Origin of the sequence: Stenotrophomonas bentonitica (genome assembly GCF_002887735.1) — a bacterium.
In the GTDB taxonomy this organism is placed as follows: domain Bacteria; phylum Pseudomonadota; class Gammaproteobacteria; order Xanthomonadales; family Xanthomonadaceae; genus Stenotrophomonas; species Stenotrophomonas bentonitica_A.
Map to the genome: position 1 here is coordinate 159,796 of NZ_PKQP01000002.1, position 13,859 is coordinate 173,654.

General features: G+C 67.1%; 15 protein-coding genes. 11 read left to right on the top strand and 4 right to left on the bottom strand.

Annotated features, from left to right (window positions below):
* From sdhA to C0R07_RS05130, 7 genes are all read left to right on the top strand, one after another.
* On the top strand, positions 1-1,791 hold the full coding sequence (gene sdhA / locus C0R07_RS05100) for a succinate dehydrogenase flavoprotein subunit (RefSeq protein WP_019183254.1): 1,791 nt from the start codon (positions 1-3) through the stop codon (positions 1,789-1,791).
* A gap of 163 nt (positions 1,792-1,954) precedes the next feature.
* Positions 1,955-2,740, top strand: a complete 786-nt coding sequence (locus C0R07_RS05105; protein ID WP_019183253.1) for a succinate dehydrogenase iron-sulfur subunit — start codon at positions 1,955-1,957, stop codon at positions 2,738-2,740.
* Positions 2,741-2,933: 193 nt separating this feature from the next.
* Complete coding sequence (locus tag C0R07_RS05110) at positions 2,934-3,182, top strand: succinate dehydrogenase assembly factor 2 (protein ID WP_070470574.1); 249 nt, start codon at positions 2,934-2,936, stop codon at positions 3,180-3,182.
* Positions 3,133-3,582, top strand: a complete 450-nt coding sequence (locus C0R07_RS05115) for a hypothetical protein (RefSeq protein WP_146027579.1) — start codon at positions 3,133-3,135, stop codon at positions 3,580-3,582. The genes C0R07_RS05110 and C0R07_RS05115 overlap by 50 nt, the downstream gene beginning before the upstream one ends.
* Before the next feature lie 23 nt (positions 3,583-3,605).
* Positions 3,606-4,847 carry a lipoprotein-releasing ABC transporter permease subunit gene (locus tag C0R07_RS05120; RefSeq protein WP_019183250.1) on the top strand — a complete coding sequence of 414 codons (1,242 nt, stop codon included), beginning with the start codon at positions 3,606-3,608 and terminating at the stop codon, positions 4,845-4,847.
* Complete coding sequence (lolD, locus tag C0R07_RS05125) at positions 4,840-5,553, top strand: lipoprotein-releasing ABC transporter ATP-binding protein LolD (RefSeq protein WP_019183249.1); 714 nt, start codon at positions 4,840-4,842, stop codon at positions 5,551-5,553. The genes C0R07_RS05120 and lolD overlap by 8 nt, the downstream gene beginning before the upstream one ends.
* Positions 5,554-5,658: 105 nt before the next feature.
* Entirely contained in the window at positions 5,659-6,123 is a 465-nt protein-coding gene (locus tag C0R07_RS05130) for a DUF6491 family protein (protein WP_019183248.1), read from the top strand.
* Positions 6,124-6,294: 171 nt separating this feature from the next.
* Here C0R07_RS05130 and C0R07_RS05135 read toward each other — a convergent pair whose 3' ends face one another.
* From C0R07_RS05135 to ftsY, 3 genes are all read right to left on the bottom strand, one after another.
* Positions 6,295-6,564 carry an oxidative damage protection protein gene (locus C0R07_RS05135; protein ID WP_019183247.1) on the bottom strand — a complete coding sequence of 90 codons (270 nt, stop codon included), beginning with the start codon at positions 6,562-6,564 and terminating at the stop codon, positions 6,295-6,297.
* A 4-nt stretch (positions 6,565-6,568) separates the two neighbouring features.
* Positions 6,569-7,708, bottom strand: a complete 1,140-nt coding sequence (mutY, locus tag C0R07_RS05140) for an A/G-specific adenine glycosylase (protein ID WP_070470568.1) — start codon at positions 7,706-7,708, stop codon at positions 6,569-6,571.
* 132 nt (positions 7,709-7,840) lie between these two features.
* Entirely contained in the window at positions 7,841-9,400 is a 1,560-nt protein-coding gene (gene ftsY, locus C0R07_RS05145) for a signal recognition particle-docking protein FtsY (protein ID WP_102788323.1), read from the bottom strand.
* A gap of 167 nt (positions 9,401-9,567) precedes the next feature.
* Between ftsY and C0R07_RS05150 the strand changes: the two genes are divergently transcribed.
* The gene (locus C0R07_RS05150) at positions 9,568-9,864 is read left to right on the top strand and encodes a hypothetical protein (protein ID WP_070470297.1); all 297 of its coding nucleotides are present in this window, start codon (positions 9,568-9,570) and stop codon (positions 9,862-9,864) included.
* A 91-nt stretch (positions 9,865-9,955) separates the two neighbouring features.
* Here C0R07_RS05150 and htpG read toward each other — a convergent pair whose 3' ends face one another.
* A complete protein-coding gene (gene htpG, locus C0R07_RS05155; protein WP_019183243.1) occupies positions 9,956-11,854 on the bottom strand; it encodes a molecular chaperone HtpG in 1,899 nt (632 codons plus the stop codon).
* A 327-nt stretch (positions 11,855-12,181) separates the two neighbouring features.
* Between htpG and rsmD the strand changes: the two genes are divergently transcribed.
* Genes rsmD through C0R07_RS05170 form a run of 3 tightly spaced genes read left to right on the top strand, consistent with a single transcriptional unit; the run spans position 12,182 to position 13,840 of the window.
* Positions 12,182-12,784 (top strand): 16S rRNA (guanine(966)-N(2))-methyltransferase RsmD, encoded by a 603-nt coding sequence (gene rsmD, locus C0R07_RS05160; protein ID WP_070470295.1) that lies wholly within the window; start codon positions 12,182-12,184, stop codon positions 12,782-12,784.
* Positions 12,785-12,791: 7 nt separating this feature from the next.
* Complete coding sequence (gene coaD, locus C0R07_RS05165; RefSeq protein WP_019183241.1) at positions 12,792-13,301, top strand: pantetheine-phosphate adenylyltransferase; 510 nt, start codon at positions 12,792-12,794, stop codon at positions 13,299-13,301.
* Positions 13,302-13,348: 47 nt separating this feature from the next.
* On the top strand, positions 13,349-13,840 hold the full coding sequence (locus tag C0R07_RS05170; RefSeq protein ID WP_019183240.1) for a hypothetical protein: 492 nt from the start codon (positions 13,349-13,351) through the stop codon (positions 13,838-13,840).
* The last annotated feature ends 19 nt before the right edge of the window (positions 13,841-13,859 follow it).

Sequence of the window (13,859 nt, forward strand, 5' to 3'; positions counted from 1 at the left end):
ATGTCCGCTTACAAGATTACGGAACACAAGTACGATATGGTCGTGGTCGGCGCCGGCGGTGCTGGCCTGCGCGCCACGTTCGGCCTTGCCGCCAAGGGCCTGCAGACGGTCTGTCTGACCAAGGTCTTCCCGACCCGTTCGCACACCGTGGCCGCGCAGGGCGGTATTTCGGCCGCGCTGGGCAACATGGGCGAAGACGACTGGCGCTACCACTTCTTCGACACCATCAAGGGCTCGGATTGGCTGGGTGACCAGGACGCCATCGAGTACATGTGCCGCGAAGCGATCCCGGCCATCATCGAACTGGAACACTACGGTGTGCCCTTCAGCCGTACCGAAGAGGGCAAGATCTACCAGCGCCCGTTCGGTGGCATGACCACCAAGTACGGCGAAGGCCCGTCCGCGCAGCGCACCTGCGCCGCCGCCGACCGTACCGGCCACGCCATGCTGCACACGCTGTACCAGCAGTCGCTGGCGCACAACGCGCGCTTCATGATCGAGTACTTCGCGCTCGACCTGATCTTCGATGACGAAGGCGTCTGCCGCGGCGTGCTCGCGCTGGACATGGCCGACGGCTCGCTGCACCTGTTCCGCGCCCACGGCGTGGTGCTGGCCACCGGCGGCTACGGCCGCGCCTACTTCAGCGCCACCTCGGCCCACACCTGCACCGGCGACGGCGGCGGTCTGGTCATGCGTGCCGGCCTGCCGATGCAGGACATGGAGTTCGTGCAGTTCCACCCGACCGGTATCTACGGCGCGGGCTGCCTGATCACCGAAGGCGTGCGTGGCGAAGGCGGCATCCTGCGCAACAGCAACGGCGAGCGCTTCATGGAGCGCTATGCCCCGCACTACAAGGATCTAGCTTCGCGCGACGTGGTGTCACGTTCGATGACCATCGAGATCCGCGAAGGCCGCGGCGTTGGCGAGCACAAGGATCACATCCTGCTCGACCTGACCCACCTCGGCCCGGGCGTCATCGACGACAAGCTGCCGGGCATCGCTGAAAGCGCCCGCATCTTCGCCGGCGTGGACGTGCACAAGCAGCCGATCCCGGTCATCCCGACCGTGCACTACAACATGGGTGGCATCCCGACCAACTACCACGGCGAAGTCGTGCGCAAGGTCGGCGACAACCCCGATGCGGTCGTGCCGGGCCTGTACGCCATCGGCGAAGCGGCCTGCGTGTCCGTGCACGGTGCCAACCGCCTGGGCTCCAACTCGCTGCTGGATCTGGTCGTGTTCGGCCGTGCGGTGGCCAACCGCTGTGCCGAGACCATCAAGTCCGGCGCGCCGCACAAGACCCTGCCGTCGGATGCGTGCGACAAGGCGCTGGGCCTGCTGGACAAGCTGCGCTACGCCAACGGCGACACCCCGACCTCGGTCATCCGCGATCGCATGCAGCGCACCATGCAGAACGACGCGGCGGTGTTCCGGACCAGCAAGACCCTGGAAGAGGGCTGCGCCAAGATGGCCGAGATCTTCGACTCCTTCCAGGACGTCAAGGTCTCCGACCGTTCGCTGGTGTGGAACTCGGACCTGATCGAAACCTACGAGCTGAACAACCTGCTGCTCAACGCGGTGGCGACGATCAACTCGGCCGAACAGCGCAAGGAAAGCCGCGGCGCGCATGCGCATGAGGACTTCCCGGACCGCGACGACGTCAACTGGCAGAAGCACACGCTGGTCAACGTCGACGAGAACGGCAAGTGCGAGTTCGACTACCGCCCGGTCCACATGTACACGCTGAGCAAGGACGTGGACGTCGTCCCGCCCAAGCCGCGCGTTTACTAAGAGACCTGCGGCATGACCTCCGTCCACGCAGCGCCCGCGACCGCCGTCCCCCGCAAGGGTGGGGTGGCGCGTGCGCCGCTGGCCGGTGGTGTCGACTTCCTCATCTTCCGTGCTACCCGCGCCTGCCCCGCAGCGCGAGCCGCCTGAGCCAACGAGAACAGCCATGGCCGAGTTTTCCCTCCCCAAGAATTCCAAGATCGGAAAGGGCAAGCACTTCCCCGCCAAGAGCGGTGCGAAGAACACCCGCACCTTCAAGATCTACCGCTGGAGTCCCGACGACGACAGCAACCCGCGCACCGATACGTACGAGATCGATCTGGACGCCTGCGGCCCGATGGTTCTGGACGCGCTGATCAAGATCAAGAACGAGATCGATCCGACCCTGACCTTCCGTCGTTCGTGCCGTGAGGGCATCTGCGGTTCGTGCGCGATGAACATCGACGGCACCAACACGCTGGCCTGCACCCGCGCCATCGCCGACTGCGGCAAGGCCGAAGTGCCGATCTACCCGCTGCCGCACATGAGCGTGGTCAAGGATCTGGTGCCGGACCTGACCCACTTCTACGCGCAGTACGCCTCGATCAAGCCGTGGATCCGCACCCAGACCCCGCCGCCGCCGGATCGCGAGCGCCTGCAGTCGCCGGAAGACCGCAAGAAGCTGGACGGCCTGTACGAGTGCATCCTGTGCGCGTGCTGCTCGACCAGCTGCCCGAGCTACTGGTGGAACGGCGAGCGTTACCTGGGCCCGGCCATCCTGCTGCAGGCCTACCGCTGGATCGTCGACTCGCGCGATGAAGACACCGGTGCGCGCCTGGACGAGCTGGAAGACCCGTTCAAGCTGTACCGCTGCCACACCATCATGAACTGCTCGCGGACCTGTCCGAAGGGCCTGAACCCGGCGCTGGCCATTGCCGAGATCAAGAAGTTGATGATGGCGCGTCGCGCCTGATCCAGACGTGCCCGGTAGCGCCACGCCATGCGTGGTCCTGCAACAGAGGATCGAAACGGTAGCGCCACGCCATGCGTGGCGTCTCAGAAAATGATCGAAATGGTAGAGTCATGCCATGCGTGGCTTCTCAGAAAATGATCGAAACGGTAGAGCCACGCCATGCGTGGCTTTGCCTTATCTGGAAACGCAGAAAATGGATGAAGCAACCGAACTGAAAAAGCTGCGCTGGCGCTGCCGCCGCGGCATGCGCGAGCTGGATCAGCTGTTCGGCCGTTACCTGGACCGGTGCTGGCTGCGGGCACCGACAGACGAGCGCGAGGTTTTCCTGTTCCTGCTGGAAAGCGAAGACGATAAGTTGTGGCGCTGGTTCATGGGTTACGAGGAATGCCCGCATGCCGCGCCCGCTGCCCTCATCGCCAGGATCCGCGCCCTGCCAGCTTGAGTGGCACCCCTCGCGCTGGCAGTGCCGGGCGCTGATCGCCATGGGCGCGCTGATGCCCTGGGCCCTGTGGGCCACCGAGCTTCCGGCGCCGTGGGGCCTGGCCTTGGGCCTGGTGGCGATGGTGGGCACGTGGCTGGAGGCGTGGCGGTATGCGCGCGGCCCGGGCTGCGCCTTCCTGATCCCCCTGGATGATGAGCCGGCCCAGGTGGATGGCGAGGCGGTCGAGGACCTGCAGATGCGTCGCCGCGGCCCGCTGCTGCAGCTGCGCTGGCGGTATGAAGGGCGTCGCCACTGGCGCCTGTTCTGGCCCGATACCCTTCCGGCGGCGCAGGCACGTGAACTGCGACTAGCCGTCCGGGCACACTGCATTTCCCGTTCACCCCCTGCAGTGGCACCATAGCCTGAATTGTCCGGCGTACCTGCATGTTCAAACCCATACCTGTCTCGATTGGCCTGCGCTACCTGCGCGCCAAACGCCGCAACGGCTTCATCTCCTTCATCTCCATGGCCTCGATCCTCGGCATCGCGCTGGGCGTGACCGTGCTGATCACCACGCTGGCGGTCATGAGCGGTTTCCAGAAGGAAATCCGCGACCGGCTGCTGCAGATGACCGCGCATACCACCATCACCACCGACGGCGCCCCGATGGCCGATTGGGCGCATGCGGTGGATGTGGCGAAAAAGGACCCGCGTGTCGCCGGCGCGGCGCCGTACATCGAAATCCAGGCCATGCTCAGCGGCCCCCGCGTGCAGGGCGCCATCGTGCAGGGCATCGACCCGGCGCTGGAGCCGAACGTCTCGGTCATCAACCAGAAGGTCAAGAAGGGCAGCTTCGACAGCCTGACCGCAGGCAGCTACAACCTGCTGGTGGGCCAGGAACTGGCGATCTACCTCGGCGTCGGCGTGGGCGATACGGTGCTGGTGACCCTGGCGGAAGTGCAGGGCACGCCGATCGGCGCGATCCCGCGCATGAAGCGCTTCACCGTGAGCGGCATCTTCGAGGCCGGTTACAACGAGGTCGACCGCGGCGTGGCCTACGCCAACATGGCCGATCTGGAAAAGGTGCTGCGCATCGATGGCGTCACCGGTGTGCGCCTGAAGCTGCACGACATGGACAAGGCGCTGGACGTCGGCGTCGATCTGGCCCACAACCTGACCGGTGCCTACCGCGTCAGTGACTGGACCCAGCAGAACGCCAACCTCTACCACTCGCTGCGCATGGAGAAGGTGGTGATGGGCATCCTGCTCTCGCTGATCATCGCCATGGGCGCGTTCAACCTCGTTTCCTCGCAGGTGATGCTGGTCACCGACAAGCAGGCCGACATCGCGATCCTGCGCACCCTGGGCCTGACCCCGGGCGGGGTGATGCAGGTGTTCATGGTGCAGGGCTCGCTGATCGGCATCTTCGGCACCGTGCTGGGCGTGATCGGTGGCATCACCCTGACCTTGAACCTGGAGCGCATCCTCGGCGCGATCGAGACGCTGTTCAACGTCAAGCTGCTGCCGGAGGACGTGTACTACATCACCGGCCTGCCGACCGACATGCAGACCCCGGACATCATCATGATCACCGCCGTGGCGCTGGTCATGAGCTTCCTTGCCACCCTGTATCCCGCCTGGCGCGCGGCACGTACCCAGCCGGCGGAGGCCCTGCGTTATGAATGAAGCACTCACCCTGGGCCAGGAAGTCATCCGCGCCGAAGCGCTGGCCAAGACCTATGCCGAAGGCCGCATGCAGACCCCGGTGTTCAACGGGCTGGACCTGCGCGTGGCCGCCGGCGAGACCGTGGCCATCATCGGTGCCTCCGGCGCCGGCAAGAGCACCCTGCTGCACCTGCTGGGTGGCCTGGATACGCCGACGGCGGGCGAGGTCTATGTGGCCGGCCAGCGCATGTCCGGCCTGTCCGACAGCCAGCGTGGCCGCCTGCGCAACCGCGCCCTCGGCTTCGTCTACCAGTTCCATCACCTGCTGCCCGAATTCACCGCGCTGGAAAACGTGATGATGCCGGTGCTGCTGGGGGGCGAAGAAGTAGCCGACGCGCGCAACCGCGCGCAGGCGTTGCTGGAATCGGTCGGCCTGGGGCACCGGGTGGACCACAAGCCGGGCGAGCTCTCCGGCGGTGAGCGCCAGCGTGCCGCCGTGGCCCGCGCCCTGGTCAACCGCCCGGCCTGCGTGCTCGGCGACGAGCCCACCGGCAACCTGGACGACAAGACCGCCGCGACCGTGTTCGAGCTGATGCTCGAGCTCAACCGCGCGCACCACACCAGCCTGGTGCTGGTGACCCACGACCGCTCGCTGGCACGCAAGCTGGACCGCGTGCTGGAACTGCGCGAAGGGCGGCTGCACAGCCTGGCCCACAGCGAGGTCTGAGCGGGCAGCGCTGCCTGCCTGAGCGCTGAACACCCGGCGGGTTCCTCTCGCCGGGACCACGCCGGGCGGCGCATGATCGGCGCACATTCCCCAGCAGGAGGCGTCATGAAGCAGACCCTTGCCATCGCGGCCCTGTGCCTTGGGCTGGCCGCGTGCGCCAGTACCGGCCGCCTGTCCACCGCGCAGAAGCTTGATCTGTACCGCGCGCACGCCGGTCCGCCGCAGCAGGACATGCCGTTGTACGGGTCGTTGTCCGGCTGGACCGAACTGGGCGAGAGCGCGCTGGCGGTGTGGACGCGCCCAAGCGAAGGCTATCTGCTGGAACTGGCCGGGCCGTGCCAGGGGCTGGACTACGCCCCGGCGATCGGCCTGACCAGCCGGGTCGGCCGTGTGTCGGCCCGCTTCGACAAGGTGCTGGTGCACGACCCCACGCCGGGACCGATGAACATGCCGTGCTTCATCAGCAGCATCCGCAAGCTCGATACCAAGGCGCTGCGCGCCTCCGAGCAGGAGCTGCGGCAGGCGCAGCTGCAGGAGCGCGAAGAAGGCCAGCAGGCGCCGACCCGGTAGTGCCGGCCGCTGGCCGGCCAAGGCCTATCGAGGATGCACCGCGATCTCGCCGTCGGCATAACCTCGCGGTCGCCACAACCTGGCGATCGCCAACAACCTCGCTATCGCCAACAACTTCACGGTCCCCCATCCTCGCGGTAGATACCGACCGTTGGTCGGTATCAGACCCGGTCACGCCTCCGGAACAAACCCGGCCGGCTTCTCCGCGCCACCGCTGAAGAGATACTTCACCAGTTCCTCTTCCAGGAACGCACGGTGCTTGGGATCGCGCGGCGACAGCCGGTTTTCGTTGATCAGCATGGTCTGGTGCGCCAGCCACGCGGCCCAGGCCGGCTTGCCGATGTGGTTGAAGATGCGCTGGCCCAGCTCGCCGGGGTAGGGCACGAAGTCCAGGCCTTCGGCGTCGCGTTGTTCGTACTGGCAGAAAACGGTGCGGGGCATAGCGTTACTCGTTGTCTTGGGATGTTGCTGCGCGCCGCATTGTACGGCGCTTGGGCTGAGCGGGCGGTGCACCGGTCTGGAGCAGCTTGCGGATCGGTGCGGGCAGGCCCAGCTTTTCCAGCTCTTCGGCAGCGACCCAGCGTACGCCGGCATCCTCGCCGCGCGAGCCCTGAACCGTCGCCACCAGTACCTGCAGATGCAGCCGGTAGTGGCTGAAGGTGTGCTCCAGCACCGGCAGCGGCTCGGCATCGTCCAGCGAGCCCTCGATATGCGCATCGAACCAGTCCTGCAGGGCGATGCCGCTGTCAGCCTGGGGCAGGGTCCACAGCTGCGCCCAGATGCCGGTGTCCGGCCGCTTCTGCAGCAGCACACGGCCGCGCGCATCGCGCAGCAGCAGCGCCACCGCCTCGCGTTCGGGCAGGGTCTTGCCCGGCTTCGGTGTCGGCAGCTGATCGGTACGGCCTTCGCGCCGTGCAACGCAGGTCGCCTGCAGCGGACAGATCACGCAGGCAGGCCTGCTGCGGCTGCAGACGCTGGCGCCCAGGTCCATCTGCGCCTGGGTGTAATCGACCATGCGCGTGCCAGGCACCTGCGCTGCGTGCGCCTCGGCGACCGCCCACAGCTGCTTTTCGATCGCCGGCAGGCCGGGAAAGCCCTCGATGCCGTGATAGCGGGTCAGTACGCGCTTGACGTTGCCATCGAGAATCGCGAACCGGTCACTCCAGGCCTGGCTGAGGATCGCGCCCGCAGTGCTGCGGCCTATGCCCGGCAGCGCATGCAGTGCATCGAAATCACGCGGCAGCTCGCCGCCATGCAGGTCCACGCAGCGCTGCGCGGCGGCATGCAGGTTGCGTGCACGGGCGTAGTACCCCAATCCCGCCCACTGCGCCATCACCGCGTCATTGCTGGCGGCGGCCAGGTCGGGCAGGGTCGGGAATACGTCCAGGAACTTCAGGAAGTACGGGATGACCGTGCTGACCTGGGTCTGCTGCAGCATGATCTCCGACAGCCACACCCGGTACGGCGAGCGCGGGTGCTGCCAGGGCAGGTCGTGCCGGCCATGGTCATCGAACCAGTGCAGCAGCCGGGAAACGAACACATCGTCGGCAGGCAATACGGCGCTGGCGGGAGGCTGGCGGGTCATGCAGATTCCGGAGAAGGACGGGAGCCACGCCATGCGTGGCTGCATCGGCAGCCGGGGAGACCGGTCCCGGAGGTGAAGCAGCCACCCATGGGGTGGCTCCACAAGTGAAGCCGCTGCCTGGCCCGGCGGTGATCAGGCGCCGAGTGCTTCGGGCAGCAGGGCGTCGACAAAGGCTTCCGGATCGAACACGCGCAGGTCTTCCGGGCGCTCGCCGATGCCGCAGAAGCGGATCGGAATGCCGAACTCGCGGGCCAGCGCGAACACCACGCCGCCCTTGGCGGTGCCGTCCAGCTTGGTCACCACCAGCCCGGTCACGTTGACCGCGGCATGGAACTGACGCAGCTGCGAGAGCGCGTTCTGCCCGGTGGTGCCATCGATGACCATCAGCACTTCGTGCGGTGCATTGGCATCGATCTTGCCGAGCACGCGGCGGATCTTGCCCAGCTCGTTCATCAGGCCAGCCTGGGTATGCAGGCGGCCGGCGGTATCGGCGATCAGCACTTCGGTGCCGCGCGCCTTGCCGGCCTGCAGCGCATCGAAGGCGACCGAGGCCGCGTCGGCATTCTGGCCCTGGGCGACCACGGCCACACCGTTGCGCTCGCCCCAGGCCTGCAGCTGCGCGACAGCGGCGGCACGGAAGGTATCGCCGGCGGCCAGCATCAGGCTGTGCCCGTCGTCCTTGAAGCGCTTGGCCAGCTTGCCGATGGTGGTGGTCTTGCCGACGCCGTTGACGCCGACGGTGAGCACCACGAACGGCTTGGCGGTGCGGTCGATCACCAGCGGCTTGGCGACCGGCTGCAGGATGGCGATCAGCTCGGCGCGCAGCGCGGTGAGCAGCGCATTGGCATCGGCGAACTCGCGCGCCTTCATGCGCTTGCGCAGGCCTTCCACCAGCGCGGTGGTCGCACCGACGCCGACATCGGCGGTGATCAGCGCAGTTTCCAGCTCATCGAGCAGGTCATCATCGAGCTTGGGATTGCGCGAGAACAGGCCGCCGAAGCTGCGGGCGATCACGCTGTTGCGCAAGCGCTCGCGCCAGCCGCTCTTGCCGGCCGCGGCGGGGGCGATGTCCTGGGAGGACGGGCGCTCGGTCACGATGATCGGGGCAGCCGGAGGAGCCGGAGCAGCCGGGGGTGCCGGAGCTGCCGGGACGGCCGGAGCGAGCGCGGCGGGCACGGCCGGAGCAGCCACCGGCGGCGCGACGACGGGCGGCGCAGGTGCGCTCACCGGTGCGGCCGGTGCCGGGCTCGGTGCGGCCGGTGCCGCGCGGTCCTCCACGGGAGCTGCTGGAGCCGGCGCCGCGACGACAGGTGCAGGAGCAGCCGGAGCCGGGACAACCGGTGCGGTCACTACAGGTGCCGGCGCGACCGGCGGCGGGGCGGCAGGCGGTGCGACCACGGGCGCAGGTACAACGGGGGCCGGCACGACCGGGGTCGAAACTACAGGCTTCGGAACTGCCGGGGCGGGAACCTCCGGGGTCGGCGCGATCACGCGCTCTGCGGGGGCAGTCGGCGCGACGGCAGGCACCGGGGCTTCCGCTGCCGGCGGCAGCGGCGCAGGCGCCGGCGGTTCTGCAGCCTGGGGATTGGCCTGCGGGAACGCGGCTGCCAGCTCCTCGGTGGAGTAATGCTGGGTTTTGGCCGCCTCTTGCGGGGCGTCCTGGGGCTTTTTGCGGCGGAAGAAGCTGAGCATTGGCAAAAGACGCTGAAATCAGAGGGGTATGCTACCACTGCGCCCCGAAGGCCCATGGGCGTGCAGGTGCGGTGGGGCGGGACTCAAGTAATGGCCGATGCGGCCGTTACCGGTTGTGAAGGGCTGCGCCATGCCGGCGCGGCCGGAACAGCAGAAAACGGTGACCGATGAGCGTGATGTCCATTGCCAGTACCGGCATGCGTGCCGCCTCGCTCGGGGTACAGAGCGCCGCGTCCAACGTGGCACGGTTGCCGGTCCCGGATGCGACCCGCCTGGGAGTCGCGCAGACTGCAGCGGCAGGCGGCGGCGTCACCGCCACCGTGATCACCGCGCCCGACGATGCCAATGCGCCGATCGCGGACCTGCTCACGGCCAGAGAAGCCGCGCTGGCGTTCGCCGCCAACGCGACCGTGCTCCGCCGCCAGGACCAGATGCTGGGCACCTTGCTCGACCGCTGGGCCTGACTCGATCGCGCACGCCGGCCACAGTCCGGCGCCACGCATCATCAACGCCGGCAGGTGCCGACCCTTGGCCGGCACCCACCCGCAGAGCGACTTACGCCGACAGCTCGAGCAACAGCTTGTTGAGCCGGCGCACATACGCCGCCGGGTCCTTCAGCGTGTCGCCCGCGGCCAGCGCGGCCTGGTCGAACAGGACGCGGCTGAGGTCATCGAAGCGCGCGGCATCGCCTTCCTGGTCCAGCTTGCCGATCAGCGGATGGCCGGGGTTGAACTCGAACACCGGCTTGCTGTCGGGCACCTTCTGGCCGCTGGCTTCCAGGATCTGGCGCATCTGCAGGCCCAGGTCCTGTTCGCCGATCGCCAGGATTGCCGGGGAGTCGGTCAGGCGGTGCGAGACGCGCACGTCGGCCACGTCATCGCCCAGTGCGGCCTTGATACGGTCCACCAGCGCCTGCTTGTCCTTGGCCACGGCTTCCTGGGCCTGCTTGTCTTCGGCGGTTTCCAGCGCGCCCAGGTCCAGATCGCCACGCGCGACATCGACGAACGACTTGCCGTCGAACTCGGTCAGGTACCCCATCAACCATTCGTCGATGCGGTCGGTGAGCAGCAACACTTCCACGCCCTTCTTGCGGAACACTTCCAGGTGCGGGCTGTCCTTGACCTGGGTGTAGCTGTCGCCGGTCAGGAAGTAGATCTTGTCCTGGCCTTCGATCATGCGGCCCACGTAATCGGCCAGCGAGACGCTGGGCTCGCCGCTGTCGTCATGGGTGGAGGCGAAGCGCAGCAGGCCGGCGATCTTCTCGCGGTTGCCGTAGTCCTCGGCCGGGCCTTCCTTGAGCACCTGGCCGAACTGCTTCCAGAAGCCGGCATAGACCTCCGGCTTGTCCTTGGCCAGTTTCTCCAGCATGTCCAGCGAACGCTTGGTCAGCGCCGACTTCATCGAATCGATGACCGGGCCGGACTGCAGGATTTCACGCGAAACGTTCAGCGAGAGATCGTTGGAATCCACCACGCCCTTGATGAAGCGCAGGTACAGCGGCAGGAACTGCTCGGCCTGGTCCATCACGAACACGCGCTGCACGTACAGCTTCAGGCCCTTGGGCGCGTCACGGTGGTACAGATCGAACGGCGCATGGCCGGGCACGTACAGCAGAGAGGTGTACTCCAGCTTGCCTTCAACCTTGTTGTGGCTCCACGCCAGCGGATCCTGGTGGTCATGCGCGGCGTGCTTGTAGAACTCCTGGTACTCGGCGTCGGTGATCTCGGTGCGCGGGCGGGTCCACAGCGCGCTAGCACGGTTGACGGTTTCCCATTCGACCTCGGCCGGGGCATCTTCGCCGTGGTGTTCCTTGGCCATCTGGATCGGCAGGCCGATGTGGTCGGAGTACTTCTTGATGATGCCGCGCAGGCGCCAGCCATCGGCGAAGTCGCGCTGGTCATCCTTGAGGTGCAGCACGATGCGGGTGCCGCGCTCGGGCTTGTCGATGCTTTCCACGTCGAACTCGCCTTCGCCGCGCGAGGACCAGTGCACGCCCTCGCTGGCGGGCAGGCCGGCGCGGCGGGAGTACACGTCCACCTGGTCGGCGACGATGAAGGCGCTGTAGAAGCCGACGCCGAACTGGCCGATCAGCTGGGAGTCCTTCTTCTGGTCGCCGGAGAGCTGGCGCAGGAAGTCGCCGGTGCCGGACTTGGCGATGGTGCCCAGGTGGGCGATCGCTTCGTCACGGCTCATGCCGATGCCGTTGTCGTCGATGGTCAGGGTGTTGGCGGTGGCATCGAAGCTGACGCGGATGCGCAGGTCGCCGTCGTTCTCAAGCAGGGCCGGCTGGGTCAGCGCTTCGAAGCGCAGTTTGTCCGAGGCATCGGCCGCGTTGGAGATGAGCTCGCGAAGGAAGATTTCCTTGTTGGAGTACAGCGAGTGGATCATCAACTGCAGCAGCTGTTTGACTTCGGTCTGGAAGCCCAGGGTTTCTTTTTGGGTCTGCACGGTCATGGGTCGTGTTGCTCCTTGGGACATTGCCGCGCCCGGCGCGGCGGCTGGCTCAAGGGGTAGGGGTGGATTGTCCCGAATTCAAGAGTGTCGGCAGCCTTCGGGGCCGAATCGCAAGCAGGAGTGCGGCGCTTGCCTCTACAAGGTGGGTCGGACGTGCGACAGGTAGAGCCACGCCATGCGTGGCTGCATTTCATTCCAGCATCGGGGTGCCTGGCAAAGACAGCGACTGGACCGCCTAGAATGTCGTCCTGAACTACCTGCCTGCCTGCCCATGACGCTTTCCCGCCCGCTCGCCCATCCGATCGCCATCCATCTCCGGAGCCCCGCATGAAACCGCGTCAGCCGGCCGCTGCCGTGGGCCAGGTGCGGATCATCGGGGGCAAATGGCGCAATACGAAGCTGCCGGTGCCGCTGTCGCCGGGGCTGCGGCCCAGCAGTGACCGGGTGCGCGAGACCCTGTTCAACTGGCTGATGCCGCGCCTGGGCGGGGCGCGGGTGCTGGATCTGTTCGCCGGCAGCGGGGCGCTGGGGCTGGAAGCGGTCTCGCGCGGGGCGGCGCAGGCTACGCTGGTGGAGCGCGATCCCGCATTGTCCCGGCAGCTGCGCGAGTCGGTCGCCAAGCTGGGGGCGCAGGACCAGATCGCCCTGGTGCAGGCCGATGCGCTGCAGTGGCTGCGGCAGCCGGCCGGACCGCTGGCGGATATCGCGTTCGTCGATCCGCCGTTTGCCGATGGGCTGTGGGAGGCCGTGATGGCGGGGCTGCCCCCGCATCTGGCGCCTGATGCCTGGGTGTACGTGGAGTCCCCGGCCGATCAGGCGCCGAAGATGCCCGCGCCGTGGCTGCTGCACCGCGAGGGGGGCACCCGGGAGGTCCGTTTTGCCCTGTATCGCCGCGCCACTGCTACACTTTCACCAGACCAACACGCGTAGCTGACGTATGACCGTGGCCAACCGCCGCATTGCTGTCTACCCGGGCACCTTCGATCCGATCACCAACGGTCACATCGATCTGGTGAACCGCGCTGCACCCCTGTTCGAGAAGGTGGTGGTGGGCGTGGCGCAGAGCCCGTCCAAGGGGCCGACGCTGCCGCTGGAGCTGCGCGTCCAGCTCGCCCGTGATGCGCTGGGCCACAACCGCAACGTGGAAGTGCGTGGTTTCGATACCCTGCTGGCGCATTTCGTGCGCTCGGTGCAGGGCGGGGTGCTGCTGCGCGGGCTGCGCGCGGTCTCCGATTTCGAGTACGAATTCCAGATGGCGAGCATGAACCGCCATCTGATCCCGGAGGTCGAGACCCTGTTCCTGACCCCGGCCGAGCAACACAGCTTCATTTCGTCTTCGCTGGTCCGCGAGATCGCCCGCCTGGGCGGCGACGTGTCCGGCTTCGTGCCGTCCGCCGTGCTTGAGGCACTGCGCAAGGTCCGTGAAGCGAAGTCGGGCCAAGCGTAGTACCTGTCAGACCCATACATACCAAGAATCACCAAGGGAGGAATTCCATGAACAACACCATGCGTGCCATGTTGATCGCGTCGTTCGCGCTGGCCTTCACCGCCTGCAAGAAGGAAGAGGCCGCGCCGGTCGTCGAAGCCCAGCAGGCGCTTGTCGCCCCGGCTGCCGATGACGATGCCGGCTGGAAGAAGTACCTGCAGGCCGTGGCCGTGCAGAACATGGGCAACATCAGCAACAGCCCGTACCTGTACTACCTCGCCCCGGAATCGGACCCGGAATTCGCGGCCAAGTATGAGCGCCAGGTCGAAAGCGCCACCCAGGCTGTGGGCCGTGGCGTGCAGCCGGGCAACATGCTGGCCTTCGGTTCCTCGGCCTCGGCCAAGATGGCCGACATGATCCAGGCCGTGTTCAAGGACGTCTCGCCGGACTCGATGAAGGGTGTGCGCGTGGTGTTCATCGGCAAGGCCGCCGACAACGCCCGCGTCCAGTCGATCATCCAGCCGACCGGCGCCGAGTACATCTTCGTCGAAGCCAAGTAACCCGTGCAGTGGCGGCCGT